Origin of the sequence: Streptomyces sp. NPDC048290, assembly GCF_040652095.1 — a bacterium.
In the GTDB taxonomy this organism is placed as follows: Bacteria; Actinomycetota; Actinomycetes; order Streptomycetales; family Streptomycetaceae; genus Streptomyces.
Genome location: NZ_JBEZLM010000053.1, coordinates 1 through 20,416, shown reverse-complemented (window position 1 = coordinate 20,416; position 20,416 = coordinate 1). Strand labels below are relative to the sequence as shown.

General features: G+C 72.1%; 16 protein-coding genes. 11 read left to right on the top strand and 5 right to left on the bottom strand.

Translation table 11 applies throughout. The features are described from left to right. Positions 1 to 243 precede the first annotated feature (243 nt). The gene (disA, locus tag AB0D49_RS41445) at positions 244 to 1,368 is read right to left on the bottom strand and encodes a DNA integrity scanning diadenylate cyclase DisA (RefSeq protein WP_362769357.1); all 1,125 of its coding nucleotides are present in this window, start codon (positions 1,366 to 1,368) and stop codon (positions 244 to 246) included. A gap of 92 nt (positions 1,369 to 1,460) precedes the next feature. Further along, positions 1,461 to 2,870 (bottom strand): DNA repair protein RadA, encoded by a 1,410-nt coding sequence (gene radA, locus AB0D49_RS41440; RefSeq protein ID WP_362769355.1) that lies wholly within the window; start codon positions 2,868 to 2,870, stop codon positions 1,461 to 1,463. 194 nt (positions 2,871 to 3,064) lie between these two features. On the opposite strand from radA, the gene AB0D49_RS41435 reads away from it, so the two are divergent. Then, positions 3,065 to 4,783: a hypothetical protein gene (locus AB0D49_RS41435; RefSeq protein ID WP_362769352.1), complete on the top strand. Its 1,719-nt coding sequence runs from the start codon at positions 3,065 to 3,067 to the stop codon at positions 4,781 to 4,783. 213 nt (positions 4,784 to 4,996) lie between these two features. Here the strand turns inward: AB0D49_RS41435 and AB0D49_RS41430 are convergent, their stop codons facing one another. Next, on the bottom strand, positions 4,997 to 5,884 hold the full coding sequence (locus tag AB0D49_RS41430) for a hypothetical protein (protein WP_362769349.1): 888 nt from the start codon (positions 5,882 to 5,884) through the stop codon (positions 4,997 to 4,999). A 96-nt stretch (positions 5,885 to 5,980) separates the two neighbouring features. Here AB0D49_RS41430 and AB0D49_RS41425 point away from each other — a divergent pair, with 96 nt between their 5' ends. From AB0D49_RS41425 to ilvD, 4 genes are all read left to right on the top strand, one after another. Then, positions 5,981 to 6,949 (top strand): Ppx/GppA phosphatase family protein, encoded by a 969-nt coding sequence (locus AB0D49_RS41425; protein WP_362769346.1) that lies wholly within the window; start codon positions 5,981 to 5,983, stop codon positions 6,947 to 6,949. Between the two features lie 512 nt (positions 6,950 to 7,461). Further along, complete coding sequence (locus AB0D49_RS41420; RefSeq protein ID WP_362769343.1) at positions 7,462 to 8,292, top strand: sugar phosphate isomerase/epimerase; 831 nt, start codon at positions 7,462 to 7,464, stop codon at positions 8,290 to 8,292. Then, positions 8,289 to 8,933, top strand: coding sequence for a TetR family transcriptional regulator (locus tag AB0D49_RS41415; RefSeq protein ID WP_362769340.1), 645 nt, complete (start codon positions 8,289 to 8,291; stop codon positions 8,931 to 8,933). Before AB0D49_RS41420 ends, AB0D49_RS41415 begins: the two co-directional genes overlap by 4 nt. A 264-nt stretch (positions 8,934 to 9,197) precedes the next feature. Further along, positions 9,198 to 11,051 carry a dihydroxy-acid dehydratase gene (gene ilvD / locus AB0D49_RS41410; RefSeq protein WP_362769337.1) on the top strand — a complete coding sequence of 618 codons (1,854 nt, stop codon included), beginning with the start codon at positions 9,198 to 9,200 and terminating at the stop codon, positions 11,049 to 11,051. Positions 11,052 to 11,604: 553 nt separating this feature from the next. Here the strand turns inward: ilvD and AB0D49_RS41405 are convergent. Then, positions 11,605 to 13,785, bottom strand: a complete 2,181-nt coding sequence (locus AB0D49_RS41405; RefSeq protein ID WP_362769334.1) for a serine/threonine-protein kinase — start codon at positions 13,783 to 13,785, stop codon at positions 11,605 to 11,607. A 247-nt stretch (positions 13,786 to 14,032) separates the two neighbouring features. Between AB0D49_RS41405 and AB0D49_RS41400 the strand changes: the two genes are divergently transcribed. From AB0D49_RS41400 to proC, 6 genes are all read left to right on the top strand, one after another. After that, positions 14,033 to 14,410 carry an SH3 domain-containing protein gene (locus tag AB0D49_RS41400; protein ID WP_362769331.1) on the top strand — a complete coding sequence of 126 codons (378 nt, stop codon included), beginning with the start codon at positions 14,033 to 14,035 and terminating at the stop codon, positions 14,408 to 14,410. A 125-nt stretch (positions 14,411 to 14,535) separates the two neighbouring features. After that, positions 14,536 to 15,057: an EamA/RhaT family transporter gene (locus tag AB0D49_RS41395; protein WP_362769360.1), complete on the top strand. Its 522-nt coding sequence runs from the start codon at positions 14,536 to 14,538 to the stop codon at positions 15,055 to 15,057. 69 nt (positions 15,058 to 15,126) lie between these two features. Then, the gene (locus AB0D49_RS41390; protein WP_362769329.1) at positions 15,127 to 15,912 is read left to right on the top strand and encodes a class I SAM-dependent methyltransferase; all 786 of its coding nucleotides are present in this window, start codon (positions 15,127 to 15,129) and stop codon (positions 15,910 to 15,912) included. Between the two features lie 111 nt (positions 15,913 to 16,023). Further along, a complete protein-coding gene (locus AB0D49_RS41385; RefSeq protein ID WP_362769326.1) occupies positions 16,024 to 16,908 on the top strand; it encodes an ABC transporter ATP-binding protein in 885 nt (294 codons plus the stop codon). Next, on the top strand, positions 16,905 to 17,726 hold the full coding sequence (locus tag AB0D49_RS41380) for an ABC transporter permease (RefSeq protein WP_362769324.1): 822 nt from the start codon (positions 16,905 to 16,907) through the stop codon (positions 17,724 to 17,726). Before AB0D49_RS41385 ends, AB0D49_RS41380 begins: the two co-directional genes overlap by 4 nt. A gap of 208 nt (positions 17,727 to 17,934) precedes the next feature. Beyond that, positions 17,935 to 18,744 (top strand): pyrroline-5-carboxylate reductase, encoded by an 810-nt coding sequence (proC, locus tag AB0D49_RS41375; protein WP_362769321.1) that lies wholly within the window; start codon positions 17,935 to 17,937, stop codon positions 18,742 to 18,744. Positions 18,745 to 18,809: 65 nt separating this feature from the next. Here proC and trpS read toward each other — a convergent pair whose 3' ends face one another. Then, complete coding sequence (gene trpS / locus AB0D49_RS41370; protein WP_362769318.1) at positions 18,810 to 19,832, bottom strand: tryptophan--tRNA ligase; 1,023 nt, start codon at positions 19,830 to 19,832, stop codon at positions 18,810 to 18,812. Positions 19,833 to 20,416: the final 584 nt, after the last annotated feature.

Here is a 20,416-nt window from a genome sequence, read left to right as displayed (position 1 = left end):
CACGACGTTCACACACCCAGCAAAACACCGTCAGCGAAGCAGCGAACGAAGAAGTCAACCACCCCACGACCACGCCGCACGGGTTAAAGATCAAGCTAGGGTCCGTCCAGAAACGGCCGCCCTGGTGGTCCGCTCAGCAGCCGCCGACCCGGTGGTCCGTCCGTCCAGGACACGGCTGCCGCCCATGTCTCCGCTCAGCGCCGCCGAGGCACCGGCAATGACCGACGAACCCGCGCCGGACGGCTAGACGTACCGTTCCAGGATCGAGGACTCCGCCAGCCGTGACAGCCCCTCGCGCACACTGCGTGCCCGAGCCTCGCCGACCCCGTCCACCGTCTGAAGGTCGTCCACGCTCGCCGCGAGCAGCTTCTGGAGGCCGCCGAAGTGCTCGACCAGCCGGTCGATGATGGCGCCCGGCAGCCGCGGCACCTTGGCCAGCAGCCGGAACCCGCGCGGGGACACCGCCGTGTCGAGCGTCTCCGGGGACCCGGTGTAGCCGAGCGCCCGCGCGACCGTGCCCAGCTCCAGCAGCTCCGCGTGGCTGAGCGCGTCCAGCTCGGACAGCGCCTCCTCGACCGTGCGGGAACGCTTCACCGTGGGCTCCGGGACGTAGTCCCGTACGACCAGTTCGCGGTCGGGCTCGACACCGGCGATCAGCTCCTCCAGCTGAAGCGCCAGCAGCCGCCCGTCCGTGCCCAGTTCGACCACGTACTCGGCGATCTCGGTGGCGATCCGGCGGACCATCTCCAGCCGCTGGGCGACCGCCGACACGTCCCGGACCGTCACCAGGTCCTCGATCTCCAGCGCCGACAGGGTGCCCGCAACCTCGTCCAGGCGGAGCTTGTAGCGCTCCAGGGTGGCCAGCGCCTGGTTCGCGCGGGACAGGATCGCCGCCGAGTCCTCCAGGACACGGCGCTGGCCGTCGACATAGAGGGCGATCAGCCGCATGGACTGGGAGACGGAGACCACGGGGAAGCCGACCTGCTTGGAGACCCGGTCCGCCGTACGGTGCCGGGTGCCGGTCTCCTCCGTGGGGATCGTCGGGTCCGGCACCAGTTGGACCCCGGCGCGCAGGATCTTCGACAGGTCGGAGGAGATGACGATGCCGCCGTCGAGCTTGCACAGCTCGCGCAGGCGCGTCGCGGTGAACTCGACATCCAGCACGAAACCGCCGGTGCACATCGCCTCGACCGTCTTGTCGGAGCCCAGCACGATGAGACCGCCGGTGTTGCCCCGCAGGATGCGCTCCAGGCCGTCGCGCAGCGCCGTTCCCGGAGCCACCGCGCTCAGTGAGGCGCGCATCAGGCCTTCGGTACCGGCACTCCCACCGGACTTTCCGGGAGCTGCTGCCCGGTCGTTGGCTGCCACTGCACTCCTCCGGTCGCAGATTCTCAGGCGTCCCGTACGGCGTCCCGTTTCACGCACTGGGTTCGTACGGACGGGCGAGACCAGGGCAAAGTCTACCGGCGGTCCTCCTCGTCCTGGGGGGCCTCTCGGCGACGGGAGCGCGGCAGCACCCGCAGCGCGTCTCCTATGTCCGCGACTTCCAGGACCTTCATACCGGGTGGGATCTTGCCCGGATCGCCCGGAACGAGCGCGTGTGTGAAGCCCAGCCGGTGTGCCTCGGAGAGTCTGCGCTGGACGCCTGTGACCCGTCTGACCTCGCCCGCGAGCCCCACCTCGCCGATCGCCACAAGGTTCTTCGGCAGCGGAGTGTCGCTGGCCGCGCTGGCCAGCGCGAGGGCCACGGCGAGGTCAGCGGCCGGCTCGGACAGCTTCACACCGCCGACCGTCGCCGAGTAGATGTCCCGTTTGCCGAGGGCGCTGATCCGGCCGCGCTGCTCCAGCACCGCGAGCATCATCGACACACGTGAGGTCTCCAGTCCTGAGGTGGTCCGGCGCGGGGACGGGATCTGCGAGTCCACGGTGAGCGCCTGGACCTCGGCGACCAGCGGGCGGCGGCCCTCCAGGGTGACGGTCAGGCAGGTGCCGGGAACGGGCTCCGCGCGGCGGGTCAGGAACAGACCGCTGGGGTCGGCCAGGCCCGTGATGCCCTCGTCGTGCAGCTCGAAGCAGCCGACCTCGTCGGTGGCGCCGTAGCGGTTCTTGACGCCGCGGACCAGGCGCAGGCGGGCGTGCCGGTCGCCCTCGAAGTGCAGCACCACGTCCACCAGGTGCTCCAGCAGGCGGGGGCCCGCGATGGCGCCGTCCTTGGTGACATGGCCCACCAGGAGCGTCGACATGCCGCGCTCCTTGGAGGCCCGGATCAGCGCGCCGGCCACCTCGCGCACCTGCGCCATGCCGCCGGGCGCGCCGTCGATCTCGGGCGAGGCCACCGTCTGGACCGAGTCCAGGATCAGCAGGGACGGCTTCACCGCGTCCAAGTGGCCCAGCACGGCCGACAGATCGGTCTCCGCGGCCAGGTACAGATGGTCGGCGAGGGCCTTGATGCGGTCCGCGCGCAGCCGCACCTGACTCGCGGACTCCTCGCCGGTCACATACAGCGTGGGGTGTTCGTCGCTGGCCGACTTGGCGGCCACGTCGAGCAGCAGGGTCGACTTGCCGACGCCGGGCTCGCCCGCGAGCAGCACCACCGCGCCGGGCACCAGTCCGCCGCCCAGGACCCGGTCCAGCTCAGGCACTCCGGTGGTGCGGGCGGTGGCCTGACGCCCGTCGACCTGACCGATGGGCAGCGCGGAGGTGGTGACCCGGCCGGGGGTCGTCGTACGGACCGCGGGCGCGCCGTACTCCTCGATCGTGCCCCACGCCTGGCACTCGGGGCAGCGGCCGAGCCACTTGGCCGTCTGCCAGCCGCACTCCGTGCAGCGGTAGGACGGTCGGTCCTTGGTGGATTTGGTACGGGCAGCCATGCGGAAACCGTAGCCGCCGGCACTGACAGCGGGCCCTCGCGCCGGTCCCGCCACCCTCAAACTCGGCCATCTCGTCAAGAACCGGCCATGGAATGAATCGCTCCTGTCCCCTATTGAGGGATCGTTTCACCCGTACGGATTAAATGTGCTCAAGGTGGGAGAAGGGGCCGTCGCGCGCCCCCTACGGTCCACGGGTGACGACCAGCAGCCAGCAGACAGCGACCCGCTCCACCGGCGCACACCGGGCGCGCAGGGAGGCACGTGACCGTGCTGCGGCGCGCACGCTGGCGCAGCGCCCACCCGCGCGGTACGAGCCCTATCTGGACGGTCTGTTCACCTACTGCCTGTCCGTGCTGTGCGACCACGACACCGCGACCGCCGCACTCGGTGACGCCCTCGCCCTGGCCGAGCGCCGCGGCACCCGCGCCCCGGAGGCCCCGGGGGACCGGCGTTCCTGGCTGTACGCGCTGGCCCGCTGGACCTGTCTGCGCAAGCTGGCCGAGGCCAAGCAGAAACGTCAGGGCACCCACGCGTCGGAGCGCCCCCACTCCGCTGCCCAGCACCCCGCGTCCCACCTCGGCGCGCACTCCCCGACCCACCGCGGCGCGCAGCCGTCCCTCCCCGAGGAGACACAGGAGCTGCGGCGGCGCGAACTGGCCCTGCTGGCCTGGCCCGAGGCCGCCGGGACCTCCCCGGAGCAGCGCGAGGCGCTCGAACTCGCCGTACGCCACCATCTGGCCGCCCACGAGGTCGCCGCCGTGCTCGGCCTTGACCTGCCCGCGGCCCGGGAACTGCTCGCCTCCGCCGCCTGCGAGGTGGAACGCACCCGCGCGGCCCTCGCCGTCGTGGAGACCGGCGGCTGCCCCGGCGTCGCCCGTCTCACCGGCGACCATCAACTGGTCCTCAGCACGACCCTGCGCCGCGAACTCGTCCGCCATGTCGACGACTGCCCGCGCTGCCGCCGTACCGCCCAGCGCGCGGTCCCCGGCCGCTGGCCCGGCGCCAGTGTCACCCCCGCCGAACTGCCGGTCCTGGAAGCCCCCCGCGCGGCGCTGCACCGGGCGCTGACCCACACCCGCGCGCGGGGGGCCGCCGTACCGCGCTACGACCGGCGTGGCTTCCCCATGGACCCCAAGGACCGCGCGGCCCGCCGGGACCGCCTGCGCGCGAGGGCCGTCACCACGACCGTCGTCGCCACCGTCGTCGCCGCGCCCGTGATCGCCCTCTGGTCGGCCTACCGGGGCGCCCCCGCGCCCGCCGAGGGACAGGGCGGCCCCGGCGCGACCGCCACCCTGGAGGACGGCGACGGCCTCGGCGGCACCGGACCCGGCTACCAGAACGCCGGAAGCGCCGCCCGGCCCGACCGCCCCGGTGTCTCCGTCCAGGTGATCAGCGTGGCGGGTGTCGGGGACAAGGGCGCCGCGCGGATGGACGTCACCGCCGCCAACAGTGGTGACACCACCCTCGTCACCCTCACCGCGACCGGCGGCGCCCCGGTGAGCTGGTCCGCGTCCACCGGAGCCGCCTGGCTCTACCTCAGCCGCTCCTCGGGAACCCTCCAGCCCGGCGAGTCGCTGACGATCAAGGTGTACGTGGACCATCTGCGCGAGCCGTCCGGCCACTGGAGCGCGCGGGTGGCGATCTCCCCGGCCGGGGCGGTCGTCTCCATCGAGGGCTACGGCACCGCGCCCACGCCGTCCGAGCCCCGCCCGACCCCGCCGGGCACGCCGTCCCCGACCGACCCGGAACCCACCACCCCCGAGCCGACCCCCACGGCCTCCGCCCCGACCGACCCGCCCAGCAGCACGCCCCCGACCCCGACGGACCCCGAGCCCACGCCCACGGACCCGTCTCCCACCGACCCCGGTTCGACCCCGCCGCCCAGCGACCCGGGAGCTCCGAGCTCCGGCTGACGGAGGCGGCGGAGCGGCGCCCCAGGTGCCCGATCCGGAAGACGGCACCTCATGAGCGGCGCCGGGGCGCGTTCCGGCACCGCCGACGGACCGCGCGAGCCGCCCTCATCTGCGGCGAGCCGCCCTCGGTCTCCCGGGCCGCCCGCACTCTCCCTGGCCGCCGCCGACCGGGCCCACCCTTGAGACCCGGCCCAGAGCCGCCCTTGGGCCCGCCTAACCCCGCCGCACAGGGTCGGCCGGATGCGGGGCCAGCAGCGGCAGCCCCGACGCCAGCCGCTCCTCGCACAGCTCCACCAGCCGGTCGTAGCCCGCCTTGCCCATCAGCTCCGTCAGCTCCGGGCGGTAGGACACGTACACCGGGTCGCCCGCGCCGTGCGCCGAAGTCGCCGACGTGCACCACCAGTGCAGGTCGTGGCCGCCCGGACCCCAGCCCCGGCGGTCGTACTCGCCGATGGACACCTGGAGCACCCGGGTGTCGTCGGGCCGGTCGATCCAGTCGAAGGTGCGCCGGATCGGCAGTTGCCAGCACACGTCCGGCTTGGTCTCCAGCGGCTCCAGGCCCTCCCGGACCGCCAGGATGTGCAGCGAGCAGCCCGCGCCCCCGGCGAAGCCGGGTCGGTTCTGGAAGATGCACGAGCCCTTGAAGGGGCGGGTCTGGCGGTCGCCGTCCTCGTCCTCGGCGACCCAGCCGTGCCGGGTGCCCTCGTCGTGGTGCTGCCAGATGTCCGGCGTGAGCCGTGCCACAAATCCGGCCACGCGCCGTTCGTCGTCCTCGTCGGAGAAGTGCGCGCCCAGCGTGCAGCAGCCGTCGTCGGCGCGGCCCGCCTGGATGCCCTGGCAGCCGCTTCCGAAGACACAGTTCCAGCGGGAGGTCAGCCAGGTCAGATCGCAGCGGAAGACCTGTTCGTCGTCCGCCGGGTCCGGGAACTCCACCCACGCCCGCGCGAAGTCGAGCCCCTGCTCGTCCGCCGCCGCCGCGGCCTTGCCGCGGGCCTGCCCGCCGACGGGACCCGTCTCGCTGATGGTGTCGAACTTGTCGGCCTTGCCAGCCTTGCCGGTCTTGCCGCGCTTGCCGCTCTTCGCCTTGTTCGTCTTTGGCACGGGTCCAGGGTAAGTCGCCGGACCCCTTCCGCGGGACCGCCCGGGAACCCGTCTTCGGGGGCAAGAGATCCCGCCACTGGCAGTAGCGTTCCGTGTATGAGACTCGGTGTCCTGGACGTGGGAAGCAATACGGTGCATCTGCTGGTGGTGGACGCGCACCCCGGCGCGCGCCCGCTCCCCGCGCACTCGCACAAGGCGGATTTGCGCCTCGCCCAACTGCTGGAGACGGACGGGTCCATCGGCTCGGACGGGGTCGACCAGCTGATCACCGTCGTACACGAGTCGCTCCAGGCCGCCGAGGACAAGGGCGTCGAGGAGATCCTGCCGTTCGCCACCTCCGCCGTGCGCGAGGCCACCAACGCCGACGACGTCCTCGCGCGCGTACGCCAGGAAACCGGGGTCGAGCTGCATGTCCTGACCGGCGAGGAGGAGGCCCGGCTGACCTTCCTCGCGGTACGCCGCTGGTTCGGCTGGTCGGCCGGGAAGCTGCTGGTCCTGGACATCGGCGGCGGCTCCTTGGAGATCGCCTACGGCATCGACGAGGAGCCCGACGCCGCCGTCTCCCTCCCGCTGGGCGCCGGCCGGCTCACCGCCGCCTGGCTGCCCGGCGACCCGCCCGACCCGGCCGCGATAAGGGCCCTGCGCCGCCATGTGCGGGCCCAGATCGCCCGTACGGTGGGGGAGTTCAGCCGGTTCGGCGCGCCCGACCACGTGGTGGCGACGTCCAAGACGTTCAAGCAACTCGCCCGGATCGGCGGCGCCGCGCGCAGCGGGGACGGCGTGTATGTGCAGCGCGACCTCAAGCGGGAGTCCCTGGAAGCCTGGGTCCCGCGGCTCGCGTCGATGACCACCGCCGAGCGCTCCGAACTCCCCGGTGTCTCCGACGGCCGCGCGGGTCAGCTGCTCGCCGGTGCCCTGGTGGCCGAGGGCGCGATGGACCTGTTCGGGGCGGAGCGTGTGGAGGTCTGTCCCTGGGCCCTCCGGGAGGGCATCATCCTGCGCCAGCTGGACCGCATGGGCACCACCATGACCCCGGCGATGCCCGCGGACCAGGCGGACTTGTAGGGCCCCGCGCGGGGCGCCCCCCAGAGACCGCCCGGCGGGCCCACCCCTGGGACGCCGGGCGGGCCGCCCCAGGGACCGCCGGTCCGGTCCCCTCCGGGGCCCACAGGGTAGGCCGCTCCAGGGACCACGGGGCAGGCCGCTCCAGGGACCGCGCCCCGATCACCGCCCACCGGGTCCGGTCCCCTCCAGGGACCACGGGGCAGGCCGCTCCAGGGACCGCGCCGCGACCGGCGCCCGCCGGACGGCCCCTCCAGGGACCGCCGGACGGGCCGCCCCAGGGACCGCCCCCCGATCACCGCCCGCCGGTCCGGCCCCCTCCGCTCCAGAGACCGCCAGGCGTGCCCGCTCCAGGCACCGCCGATCCGGTCCGCCCCAAGGGACCGCCGATCCGGTCCCCCTCCAAGGGGCCGCCCATCCGGTCCCCCTCCAAGGGGCCGCCCATCCGGTCCGCCCCAAGGGCCCCGCTCCGGTCCGCCCCAGCCCCACCCCGAATCCCACGTACCCTGTGCTTCGTGGCACCCCCTGTCGTACGCAGTCCGGACGTGAAGGTCGCCCTCTCGACGGCCTCGGTCTATCCGGAGTCGACGGCGACGGCCTTCGAGATCGCCGCGCGCCTCGGGTACGACGGTGTCGAGGTCATGGTCTGGAACGACCCGGTCAGCCAGGACATCGACGCCCTGCGTCGGCTCGCCGACTTCCACCGGGTCCCGATCCTCGCCGTGCATGCCCCCTGCCTCCTCATCACCCAGCGCGTCTGGTCCACGGACCCCTGGACCAAGCTCCAGAGGGCCCGCGCTGCCGCCGAGAAGCTGGGCGCGAGCACGGTGGTGGTGCACCCCCCGTTCCGCTGGCAGCGCCAGTACGCGCGGGACTTCGTCACCGGGATCTGGCGGATGGCCGACGAGACCGGCGTCCGGTTCGCCGTCGAGAACATGTACCCCTGGCGCTACCGGGACCGCGAGATGCTCGCGTACGCCCCCGAGTGGGACGTCACCAAGGACGACTACCGGCACTACACGATCGACCTCAGCCACACGGCGACCGCCCGCGCGGACGCGCTCCACATGATCGACCGCATGGGGGACCGGCTCGGCCATGTCCATCTGGCCGACGGGCGCGGTTCCGCCAAGGACGAGCATCTGGTGCCCGGCCGCGGCACCCAGCCCTGTGCCGCCCTGCTGGAACGGCTCGCCCTGACCGGCTTCGACGGCCATGTGGTCATCGAGGTCAACACCCGCAGGGCGATGTCCAGCGCCGAACGCGAGGCCGATCTCGCGGAGGCCCTGGCCTTCACCCGCCTCCATCTGGCCGCGCCGACGAAGGCGAAGGTGCCCCGGCCATGACCGACCCGAAACCCAGCCGCCCGACGCCCCCTGAGACGCCCGTACGCCGCCGGGGCCGCCCGTCCCGCAGCGACTCCGCCGACGGCCCCGCGACCCGGGACCGCATCCTCGGCGCGGCCCGCGAGGAGTTCGCCGAACGCGGCTACGACAAGACCTCCGTGCGCGGGATCGCCAAGTCGGCCGGAGTGGACTCGGCCCTTGTGCACCACTACTTCGGCACCAAGGAGCAGGTCTTCGAGGCGGCCATCGAGGTCGTCGTCGCCCCGGCGCTGGCCGCCCCGGACGTGGTCGTCCAGGGCCCGCCGGACGGCGCCGGAGAGCGGCTGACCCGCTTCTTCTTCGGCGTCTGGGAGAACCCGGCCACCCGTAAGCCGATGCTGGCCATCGTCCGCTCCGCCGTGAACCACGACGTGGCCGCCGCCGTCTTCCGCAGGCTGATCACCAACCAGCTGCTGCGCCGGATCGCCGCCGAGGTCGATCTGCCCGACCCGGAGCTGCGTGCCGAGCTGGCCGCGTCACAGCTGGTGGGCATCGCCATGATCCGTTACGTGGTCCAGGTCGAGCCCCTGGCGTCGGTCGAGGTCGAACGGATCATCGAGCGCGTGGCACCGGTCGTACAGAACCACCTGACAGGCCCCTGACCGGCCCCGACAAGCCCTGACGGCCCCCTGGGGCGCCCCCCGGCACCCCCTGCACCCTGGACCGGCACCGGACACATGTCCCGCCCCCCGTACCGGGCGCGTATGTGCCCGCCCCGTCCCGCCACTGAGACATTCGTCCCGTATTCCGGACGTGGTGTCCATCCCTTGGAGCACGGGCGTAGGCTCGTAGCAACCAGAAATCCGCCGGTTTCCCGACCGCCGGAACTCCCGGTACTCCCGGACAGTCCGAAGGAGCGAGCGACGATGCCCGAGCTGAGGTCCCGCACAGTCACCCACGGCCGCAACATGGCGGGCGCCCGCGCCCTTATGCGCGCCTCCGGTGTACCCGGTGCGGACATCGGCCGGAAGCCGATCATCGCGGTCGCCAACAGCTTCACGGAGTTCGTCCCCGGCCACACCCACCTCGCGCCGGTCGGCCGGATCGTCAGCGAGGCGATCACCGCGGCCGGCGGCATCCCGCGCGAGTTCAACACCATCGCCGTGGACGACGGCATCGCGATGGGCCACGGCGGCATGCTCTACTCCCTGCCCTCCCGCGACCTGATCGCGGACAGCGTGGAGTACATGGTCGAGGCACACTGCGCCGACGCCCTGGTGTGCATCTCCAACTGCGACAAGATCACCCCGGGCATGCTCAACGCGGCCCTGCGGCTGAACATCCCCACGGTCTTCGTCTCCGGCGGCCCCATGGAGGCCGGCCGGGCCACCCTGGTCGACGGCACGGTCCGCACGCTCGACCTGGTCGACGCGATGTCCGAGGCCGTGAACGACAAGATCTCGGACGAGGACATCCTCCGTATCGAGGAGAACGCCTGTCCGACCTGCGGCTCCTGCTCCGGCATGTTCACCGCCAACTCGATGAACTGCCTGACCGAGGCCATCGGCCTGTCCCTGCCGGGCAACGGCTCGGTCCTGGCCACCCACACGGCCCGCAAGCAGCTCTACGTCGACGCCGCGCGCACGGTCATGGACCTGACCCGCCGCTACTACGAGCAGGACGACGCCACGGTCCTGCCGCGCAACATCGCCACCTTCGCCGCGTTCGAGAACGCCATGGCCCTGGACATCGCCATGGGCGGCTCCACCAACACGATCCTGCACCTGCTGGCCGCCGCCCAGGAGGCCGAGGTCCCGTTCGGGCTGGCCGAGATCGACGCCGTGTCGCGGCGCGTGCCGTGCCTGGCGAAGGTCGCGCCGAACGTCGCCAAGGACCGCACGTACTACATGGAGGACGTGCACCGCGCGGGCGGCATTCCGGCGCTGCTCGGTGAGCTGCACCGCGCGGGCCTGCTCAACGAGGACGTGCACGCGGTGCACAGCCCGTCCCTCGCCGACTGGCTCAAGACCTGGGACGTGCGCGGCGGCTCCCCGTCGCCCGACGCGGTCGAGCTGTGGCACGCGGGACCCGGCTGTGTCCGCTCCGCGGAGGCGTTCTCCCAGTCCGAGCGCTGGGAGGCCCTCGACGTGGACGCCGAGGGCGGCTGTATCCGCTCCGCCGAGCACGCGTACTCCAAGGACGGCGGACTCGCCGTGCTCAAGGGGAACTTGGCGGTCGACGGGGCCGTTGTGAAGACAGCGGGTGTCGATCCGTCCATCTGGACCTTCGAGGGCCCCGCGGTCGTCTGCGAGTCGCAGGAGGAAGCCGTTGAGAAGATCCTGACCCAGCAGGTCAAGGAGGGTGACGTGGTGGTCATCCGCTACGAGGGCCCCAAGGGCGGTCCCGGTATGCAGGAGATGCTCTACCCGACCTCGTACCTCAAGGGCCGCGGCCTGGGCAAGGCGTGCGCGCTGGTCACCGACGGCCGCTTCTCCGGCGGCACGTCCGGACTGTCCATCGGCCACGCCTCCCCGGAAGCGGCCTCGGGCGGCACGATCGCCCTGGTCGAGAACGGCGACCGCATCCGTATCGACATCCCGAACCGCTCGATCGAGCTGCTGGTCGACGACGCCGAACTCGCCCGCCGCGAGCAGGCGCTGAACGGTGTCTTCGCCCCGAAGAACCGCGAGCGCAAGGTCTCCGCCGCCCTTCGCGCCTACGCGGCGATGGCCACCAGCGCCGACCGGGGCGCGGTCCGGGACGTCAGCAAGCTGGGCTGAGCCGACGGGGGCCGGGCACCCGACCTGGGGCAAGGGACCGGCCACCGCGAGGGGCCGCACGTGACGGGTGCGGCCCCTTCGCACCACTGCTCATGCCGGGCTCCTCCGCCATCCCCGCCACCGAACTGCCGCGACGCTCCCGCCCGCCGACCTTCCAGCGGGCGGCACTCCCGCTCCCGTCACCGCGCTACACGGCGAGCGGCGTTGCCACCGCGCCGTCCGGCGAGCACCCAGCGCCCTCGGTCACCACGCCATCCAGCGAACGCCTCCGTCACGCCCCACCATCCGGCGAGCACCTCGGCCACCGCACCATCCGGCGGACGCCCCCGCCCTCCCACCGTCCGCCGAGCACCTCCACCACCGCGCCATCCGGCGAAGGCCGTTGTCACACCCCGCCATCCGGCGAGCGGCTCCGCTACCGCGCCATCCGGCGGACGCCCCGGTTGCCCCCCGTCCGACGGACGCCCAGGTCACCCCGCCGTCCGGTGAACGCCCAGGTCACCCCGCCGTCCGGCGGCCCCCATCCCCCCCGTAAATCCGGCAGCCGCCCCCGTCACCACCCCGCCGCACCCCCGTCCACCGAGAACACCCGCCCGTCCGGCGCCGCCCCGAACACCTTCCCGCCGCCCACCACCGGTTCCGGCAACCCGGACACCATCGACTCACGCGCCGCCCCCGGCCGGGGCTCGGTCTGCCCGAGCAACGCGCCCTTCGCCGTGTCCACGGCGACGATCCGCCCGTCCCCGGCACCGAAGTACAGCCGCCCCCCGGCCACCACCGGCGCCGACGGAAAACTCACCGATGTCTCCAGCCGCCACACCTGCCCGGACTTCCGGGCGTCCACAGCGACCAGCGCACCATCCGCCCCGATCAGATAGATCCGGTCCGCGTCCCGTACGACGCTCTGCGCGCCCGCGACCGGATAGCGCAGCTCCATCCGCTCCTCCGCCCGCCCCTCCACGTCGTAGCGCACCACCGCGTCCGTGTCGGAGTACGCCGCCGCCGTCGAGGTGAACCACAGCACCCCGTCCCGGGCGCCGACCAGCGTGAGCGTGCCGGTGAGCCGCCGCTGCCAGCGGGCGTCGCCGGTCTCCGGGTCGACGGCGGTGACCCGCGTGCCGTCCGCGCCATCGGCACCGACCGCGTACGCGGTCCCGTCGCCGTACGACTGGAACACCGGCCGGGTGAGCCCCGTGACCGGCCGCCGCCACTTCCGCTCACCGGTGGCCGCGTCGAGCGCGGTGACCGTCGAATCGTCGGCGGTCAGCAGGACGACCCCGCTGACATGCGCGATCCGGCCGCCGTAGCCCTTCAGATCATGGGTCCAGCGGGTACGGCCGGTGTCCGGGTCCAGCGCCGCCAGCAGCCGCCCGCCGTCGGTGACGACATGCAGCAGCCCACCCGCGAGCACGGGCGGCTCGACGGCTCCGTCACCCAGGGCGGCGTCATCGACACCCGCGTCGGCGCCCGTACCGCCGTCACGACCGCCGTTGGAGTCGCCGTCACGACCGCCGTTGGAGTCGCCGTCGCTGTCCTGCTCGGCGTCTCCGTCGGCACGGGGGTCGGCCCGAGCCCACCGCACCGACCCATCCACCGGGTCCACCGCCGCCGCGAGCACCCCGGGCCGGGTGCAGTACAGCGCGCCCGGCGCGTACACACAGCGCGGCATCCCACCGGCCTCGGCGCCCTTCGCGCGCAGCGCCACCTCCCAGGGGCGGAAACCCTCCCCCTGCCCCGACGGCCCCCGCCCCGCCGGTGCGACGACGGGCTCCTCCCCGGTGAGCGTGAACACCCCGGCCCCGAGCGCCACGACGACGGCCGCGGCGCCGATCCCGGTCCACAGCCGCCGACCCCGCGGCAGCCGCGCCCACCCAGGTCCGGGACGCCGTACGCCGGAACTGCCCACCGCCCCACGCCGATGCGTGGGCACCTCGGACCGCCCCGGGCGCCCGACGCCGTCCGCGGCCCGCTGCTCCGGTATGAACGCCTGGGTGTCGTACGACGCCGACACCGACCGCAGCTCGGCCATCAACTCATCCGGCGTGGGCCGGTCCTCGGGGTCCTTGGCCAGGCAGCGGGCGACGAGCTGCGCGAGGTCCTCCGGCACTCCCGTCAAGTCCGGTTCTTCATGGACGACCTGATAAGCCACCAGATACGGACTGTCCGAATCGAACGGCCCACTGCCGGTCGCCGCGTGCACGATGACCGACCCGAGGGCGAAGACATCGGCGGCGGGCCCGACATCACGCGGCCGACGGAACTGTTCCGGCGCCATGAAAGGCGGCGTACCGATCAGTTTTCCGGTCTCGGTCCGCAGCTCGCTGTCCGAGGGCCGTGAGATCCCGAAGTCGATGACTTTCGGCCCATCTTCGGCGAGCAGCACATTGCTGGGTTTGAGATCGCGGTGGACCACGCCGGCCCGGTGGATGTCCCGCAGTGCCTCGGCCAGTCCCGCCATCAACTGACGCAGCCGCGCGACCGGTAGCGCCCCGTTCCGCTTCACATACTCGGAGAGGGTCGGCCCGGGAATGTACAGGGTCGCCATCCAGGGCCGCCGAGCATGCGGATCGGCGTCCACGACCGGCGCGGTGAACGCCCCGCTGACCTTCCGAGCAGCCCCGACCTCCTGCCGAAAACGCCCCCTGAACTCAGGGTCCTGGGCGAAATCGGCATGTACGACCTTCACCGCGAGCTTCAACCCGGAGGCGGATCGCGCCAGATGCACGACCCCCATCCCACCGGAGCCCAACTGGGCCTCCAGCAGATACTGCCCGGCATATTGCGGAGATTCCGCTTCCGCATCCGCACCGGTGCTGCGCCATGGCGGCATCGCTCACCCCCGGATGCTCCTCCGCACGCACGACGCGCTGAGCCTAGTCGATGGTTCGAACGAAACCCCGGGCGCCTTGCTAGCCTCGGTCCGCCACATGATTTTGGCGTGAAGCGTCCATCGTGAACGTTCATCCAGGGGGGAGAACGACATGGCCACGGAGAACACTGAGCAGGTTGTGACACAGGGGGCGGGTGCGGGGGCGGGTGCGGCCGACGGCCAAACCGTCGAAGCCGAGCCCGAGATCGAGGCATCGGACCAGTCCGACCAGTCGGCCCGGGTACGGGCGTACCCGGTGGCCCCCGGCGTCCGGCTGAACGTCCGCAGCGGCCCCGGCACCCACTACCGGATCGTCCGCGTCCTCCCCGAGGGCGCCACGGTCCCGATCTACTGCCAGCGCCCCGGCGACTCCGTCACCGGCCCGTATGGCACCTCCACCATCTGGGACTGCATCGCCAACGCCCAGTATGTGTCGGACGCCTATGTGAGAACGGGCAGCGACGGCTACGTGGCACCCCGCTGCTCCTGACCCACCCGGCCCTACCGGGCCTACCGGCTCCCGGCGATCCCCGATCCCCGGGAGCCGACCCATCTGTCCTGCCCCCCGCCGGTGATAATCGACAGGTGAGCGAGAACCAGAACGACCCGAAGGATCTGAAGGCCCCGAACGGCACCCCGGACCAGCCGACACCCCCCGGCTCCGCCGCCACCCCCACGGGCCCCCGTCCCGAGCCGATCCGTTTCTTCGGCACGACCTGGGTCGACCACACCGACGGCTATCTCCTGCGCCGCGCCGGTGTCGCCGTCGGCTCGCTCGCCGCGGCCGTCGCCGCCTGTCTCGTCCTGCGCTTCGCCTACCAGGGACTTCAGCTCGCCAACACCGAGAGCTTTGTCACGATGCTGGTCGTCGTGATGTTCGCGGTGTGCAGCGCGCTCGCCTTCCGCACCACCTGGGACACCTTCTCCCGACGCCCCGACCCCGACCGCCAGACCTCCCTGCGCGGCCTCCTGGCCATCGGCTTCGTCGGCTCCCTCCTCGCCTACTTCTTCCGCTCCCTCACCGAGGCCCCCGGCGAGAAACTCCACCGCCAGGAGTACGAGGAGGCCCGCCGCGCCTACGAGAAGCGCACGACCCGCCGCACGGGCAACCCAGCCAGAAAGCGCCGCCGCCCGTAACCCCGACGCCCCCCGGGCAACACCCGCAACCCCCTCACCGCCCCTCCCCACCCCGGCCACCATGGCCGTATGACGACACCGACACCCCCACCGGCATCACCGACCACCGGCGACCGCGCCCACTCCTTCAATTCCGCCGCCGCCCAGTACGCCGCGAACCGCCCCTCCTATCCACCCGCACTTCTCGACGCCGTCGAGGAACTGTCCGGACGCCCCCTCACCGGCGCCCGGGTGGCGGACATCGGCGCCGGTACGGGCATCGCGACGGCACTGCTGCGGGAGCGCGGCGCCGAGGTGATCGCCATCGAACCCGGCGTGGCCATGGCCACCGAGTTCCGCAAGAACCTCCCCGACGTCCCGGTCGTCCGAGGCGACGGCGACCGTCTCCCACTGGCCGACGCCTCCGTCGACCTCGTCACCTACGCCCAGTCCTGGCACTGGACCGACCCCGCGCGCTCCCTGCCGGAGGCCCTGCGCGTGCTGCGTCCGGGCGGCGCCGTCGCCCTGTGGTGGAACCTCGACGCCCTGGACGTCGGCTGGATCGCCGAGCAGTCCCGCCGCGTCCACCGGGTCTTCGCCCACGACGCCGACGGCGAGGTCCGCCGGGTCACCGGCCACGCCATCGACGCACCGAGCGGCCTCGACTTCATCCGCCGCCGCATCCGCTGGAGCCGCCGGGTCCCCCTGGACGTCCATCTCGCGAACCTCGGCAGCCACTCGATCTTCCTGGTCTCCGACGAACAGACCCGCACCGCCTTCCTCACCGAGGAGCGCACCCACCTCCTGACCCATTTCCCGACCGCGGAGATCGAAGAGACCTACGACGTCGAACTCCTGCTAGCCACCCACCCCTGACCCCTCCTGCCTCGCCCACTCCACCCCTCCCCTCCAACCGGCGCGGCGCCCCCTCCCTCCCGCTCCCGAACCCCCTTGACGCCACCCCGCCCCCGGAGCAGTATTCATCACATGATGAATAAAACGTCGGGACCCCCCTCCCCACCCGACGACACCCAAGCCACTCCACCCACCCAGACCACTCCAACCACCCAGGCCAGTCAGGACACCCGGGCCACCCAGTCCACCTCGACCACCCCAGCCGTACACGCCGAGAACCTCACCGTGATCCGAGGCCCCCGCACCGTCCTGCGGGGTCTCGGCTTCACCGTCCCGCGCGGCCAGATCACCGGCCTGCTCGGCCCCTCCGGCTGCGGAAAGTCCACCCTCATGCGGGCCGTCGTCGGCACCCAGGCCAAGGTCACCGGCACCCTCGACGTCCTAGGCCATCCCTCCGGCCACCCCACCCTGCGCAGCCGCATCGGCTATGTCACCCAGGCCCCCTCGGTCTACGACGACCTCACCGTCCGCCAGAACCTCGACTACTTCGCCGCCGTCCTCGACCCCGGCCGCGCCGCCGCCGCCCACCGCCACACCAACGTCACCCGCGCCATCGCCGACGTCGATCTCACCAGCCACGCCGACTCCCTCGCGGGCACTCTCTCGGGCGGCCAGCGCAGCCGCGTCTCCCTCGCCGTCGCCCTGCTCGGCACCCCCGAACTCCTCGTGCTCGACGAACCCACCGTCGGCCTCGACCCGGTCCTCCGCCGCGACCTCTGGGACCTCTTCCACACCCTCGCCGCCACTCGCGGCGCCACCCTCCTCATCTCCTCCCATGTCATGGACGAGGCCGAGCGCTGCCACCGCCTCCTCCTGATGCGCGAGGGCGAGATCCTCGCCGACGACACCCCCGACGCCCTGCGCACCCGCACCGGCAGCGACACCGTCGAACAGGCGTTCCTCCACCTGGTCGACGAGGCCGCCGCAGCCGCCCGCACCGAGGAGCGCACCGCATGACCACCACCGACCCGACCCGGACACCCCCCGCCGCCCCCGACACCAGCCGCCCCACCACCCCGGCCGCCCCCACCGGCGCGCTCAACGCCTCCCGCACCCTGGCCACCGCCGCCCGCGTACTGCGCCAGCTGCACCACGATCCGCGCACGATCGCCCTGCTGATCCTGATCCCGTGCGTGATGCTCTTCCTGCTGCGCTATGTCTTCGATGGCAGCGCCCGCACCTTCGACACCATCGGAGCCTCGCTCCTCGGGATCTTCCCGCTGATCATGATGTTCCTGGTCACCTCGATCGCGACCCTGCGCGAGCGCACCTCCGGCACCCTCGAACGCCTGCTCGCCATGCCTCTGGGCAAGGGCGACCTGATCGCCGGCTACGCCCTCGCCTTCGGCGCTCTCGCGATCATCCAGTCCGCCCTGGCCACCGCCCTGGCCGTCTGGTTCCTCGGCCTCGACGTCATCGGCTCACCCTGGCTGCTGCTCCTGGTGGCCCTGCTCGACGCACTGCTCGGCACGGCCCTCGGTCTGTTCGTCTCGGCCTTCGCGGCCTCCGAGTTCCAGGCGGTCCAGTTCATGCCCGCGGTGATCTTCCCCCAGCTCCTTCTCTGCGGCCTCTTCACCCCGCGCGACCAGATGCACCCGGCCCTGGAAGCCATCTCCGGCGTCCTCCCCATGTCCTACGCGGTCGACGGCATGAACGAGGTCCTCAAGCACGCCGACATGACCACCACCTTCCTCCGGGACGTCCTGATCGTCGCCGGTTGCGCCCTCCTGGTCCTGTGCCTGGGCGCGGCAACCCTCCGCCGCCGCACCACCTGACATCCACCGCCGCACCACCACCGGCCCCCCTCCGCCGCCGCACCACCTGCTCCCCTCCACCGCGGCACCACCGGACCCCCTCCACCGCGCCCCGGACCACCCCACCCCACCCCACCCCACCCGTCCGCCCACCGGACACGCCCCCACCCCCCACCCCCCGAGTGCGAGGATGAACCCGGACGACACACCCTCCGGAGGGCCCCGCACCATGACGCAGAAGGTCGCAGTCCTAGGCACCGGCAAAATCGGCGAAGCCCTGCTCAGCGGCATGATCCGCGGCGGCTGGGCGCCCGCCGACCTCCTGGTCACCGCCCGCCGCCCCGAGCGCGCCGAGGAACTCCGCGCCCGCCACGGAGTCACCCCCGTCACCAACGCCGAGGCGGCGAAGACCGCCGACACCCTGATCCTCACGGTCAAACCGCAGGACATGGGCACCCTCCTGGACGACCTCGCCCCGCACATCCCGGCCGACCGCCTGATCATCAGCGGCGCGGCCGGTATCCCCACCTCCTTCTTCGAGGAGCGCCTGGTCACCGGTACCCCCGTCGTCCGGGTCATGACGAACACGCCCGCCCTCGTCGACGAGGCCATGTCCGTCATCTCCGCCGGCAGCCACGCCACCGCCGACCACCTCGCCACCGCCGAGGAGATCTTCGGCGCCGTCGGCAAGACCCTGCGCGTCCCCGAGTCCCAGCAGGACGCCTGCACCGCCCTCTCCGGCTCCGGCCCGGCCTACTTCTTCTATCTGGTCGAAGCCATGACCGACGCGGGCATCCTGCTGGGCCTGCCCCGCGACAAGGCGCACGAGCTGATCGTCCAGTCCGCGATCGGCGCCGCCGTGATGCTCCGCGACAGCGGCGAACACCCGGTCAAGCTGCGCGAGAACGTCACCTCCCCGGCCGGCACCACGATCAACGCCATCCGCGAACTGGAGAACCACGGCGTACGCGCCGCCCTCATCGCCGCCCTCGAAGCCGCACGGGACCGCAGCCGCGAACTCGCCTCCGGCAACAACTGACCTCCACCGCGCCTACCGGCCCGAGTCCAGCGCCCCCACACCCCGCCTAGCCGACCGGTCTCATCTCACGCCTCCACCAATCCCTGATGGACCACCGGAGCCAACAGCCCGATCGCCCGATAGGCGGCGTCCACGGTCGGCCGCGCCATGGCCCGAGCCCGCTCCGCCCCATCCCGCAGCACCCCCTCCACATACACAGGCTCCGCGCACAACTCCTTGTGCCTGTCCTGTACGGGCCGCAGGACCTCCACCACCGCCTCCGCGGTGTCCTTCTTCAAAGCGCCGTACGACTCATATACACCGCTCAGCCCCTCCGGGTTCCCACCCGTGCACGCCGCGAGGATCTCCAGCAGATTCGCCACCCCCGGCTTGGCCTCCCGGTCGTACACGACCTCCCGCCCGCTGTCGGTCACCGCCCGCATGACCTTCTTCCGCACCATGTCCGGCTCGTCCAGCAGATAGACGATCCCCGGCCCCGTGTCGTCGCTCTTGCCCATCTTCGCCGTCGGGTCCTGGAGGTTCATCACCCGAGCCGCCACCCCCGGACGCGTGGCCCGCGGCACCACGAACGCCTGCCCGTACCGCTGGTTGAACCGCACCGCCAGATCCCGCGCCAGCTCCACATGCTGCGTCTGGTCGTCCCCCACCGGCACACAGTCGGTCCCGTACGCCAGGATGTCCGCCGCCATCAGCACCGGATACGTCAGCAGCGACAGCCGCACACTCCCGCCCCGCGCCCGCTCCCGCGCGGCCTTCTCCTTGTACTGGATCATCCGCCGCATCTCCCCGTCCGTCGCCACGCACTCCAGCAGATACGACAGCCGCGCGTGCTCGTCCACATGGCTCTGCACGAACACGGTGCACAGCCGAGGATCGAGCCCCGACGCCAGCAACAGCGTCGCCGCCTGCCGACTCAGCCTGCGCACCCGCGCCGGATCGTGGTCCACGGTCAGCGCGTGCAGATCGACGATGCAGAACAACGAGTCCGCCCGGTGCTGATCCACCTCGGCCCACTGCCGCATGGCCCCCAGATAGTTCCCCAACGTCAGATGTCCGGTCGGCTTGACCCCGCTGAAGACCCGCTTCATCCCTCAAACCTCCTGCTCAGGGCCACCGCTCCCACCGGCCGCCCCCTCAGGAGGGAGAAACAAGAACGGCCGCCGAGGCGGCGGCCGTCGAATGCATACGTGACTCCGGCCGCCGTCAGGCGGCCCACCAGAGCTGGTTGCACGTACGCGTCGTCATGTGGAGCAGCGTACGCCTTCAGGGTCCAGCCCGGACGAGAGTTGACACCGGACACGCCGCTACGTAATGTTCTCCGGGCTGTCCGAAGTGAGCGCCGACCTGGTCGGTCCCCGGACAGCATTTCGCAAGTCCCAACCACTCTCGGCGAACAGCCGGTCAGTCACCTGTCCGTCTGCCTGTCGTATTGCTGGCATGTGTATTTGCGAAATGAGGAATCCGCGTTCGAAAGGACACGGACCCCGATTAGGTCGGGGGCCGGGAATCCGCTAAAGTCTCACTCGTCGGAAGGGCCGAACGGCCGGGAAGACAAACCCCGCTGACTGGGGATCAGGTCGAGAAAAGGATCTGATAGAGTCGGAGACACGAAGGGAAGCGCCCGGAGGAAAGCCCGAGAGGGTGAGTACAAAGGAAGCGTCCGTTCCTTGAG

What these genes read in the sequence shown, in the direction of transcription:
- radA (WP_362769355.1), bottom strand. Translation starts at nt 2,870, where the DNA reads ATGGCTGCCCGTACCAAATCCACCAAGGACCGACCGTCCTACCGCTGC.
- AB0D49_RS41425 (WP_362769346.1), top strand. Translation starts at nt 5,981, where the DNA reads ATGAGACTCGGTGTCCTGGACGTGGGAAGCAATACGGTGCATCTGCTG.
- AB0D49_RS41415 (WP_362769340.1), top strand. Translation starts at nt 8,289, where the DNA reads ATGACCGACCCGAAACCCAGCCGCCCGACGCCCCCTGAGACGCCCGTA.
- ilvD (WP_362769337.1), top strand. Translation starts at nt 9,198, where the DNA reads ATGCCCGAGCTGAGGTCCCGCACAGTCACCCACGGCCGCAACATGGCG.
- AB0D49_RS41405 (WP_362769334.1), bottom strand. Translation starts at nt 13,785, where the DNA reads ATGGGGGTCGTGCATCTGGCGCGATCCGCCTCCGGGTTGAAGCTCGCG.
- AB0D49_RS41400 (WP_362769331.1), top strand. Translation starts at nt 14,033, where the DNA reads ATGGCCACGGAGAACACTGAGCAGGTTGTGACACAGGGGGCGGGTGCG.
- AB0D49_RS41390 (WP_362769329.1), top strand. Translation starts at nt 15,127, where the DNA reads ATGACGACACCGACACCCCCACCGGCATCACCGACCACCGGCGACCGC.
- AB0D49_RS41385 (WP_362769326.1), top strand. Translation starts at nt 16,024, where the DNA reads ATGATGAATAAAACGTCGGGACCCCCCTCCCCACCCGACGACACCCAA.
- AB0D49_RS41380 (WP_362769324.1), top strand. Translation starts at nt 16,905, where the DNA reads ATGACCACCACCGACCCGACCCGGACACCCCCCGCCGCCCCCGACACC.
- proC (WP_362769321.1), top strand. Translation starts at nt 17,935, where the DNA reads ATGACGCAGAAGGTCGCAGTCCTAGGCACCGGCAAAATCGGCGAAGCC.
- trpS (WP_362769318.1), bottom strand. Translation starts at nt 19,832, where the DNA reads ATGAAGCGGGTCTTCAGCGGGGTCAAGCCGACCGGACATCTGACGTTG.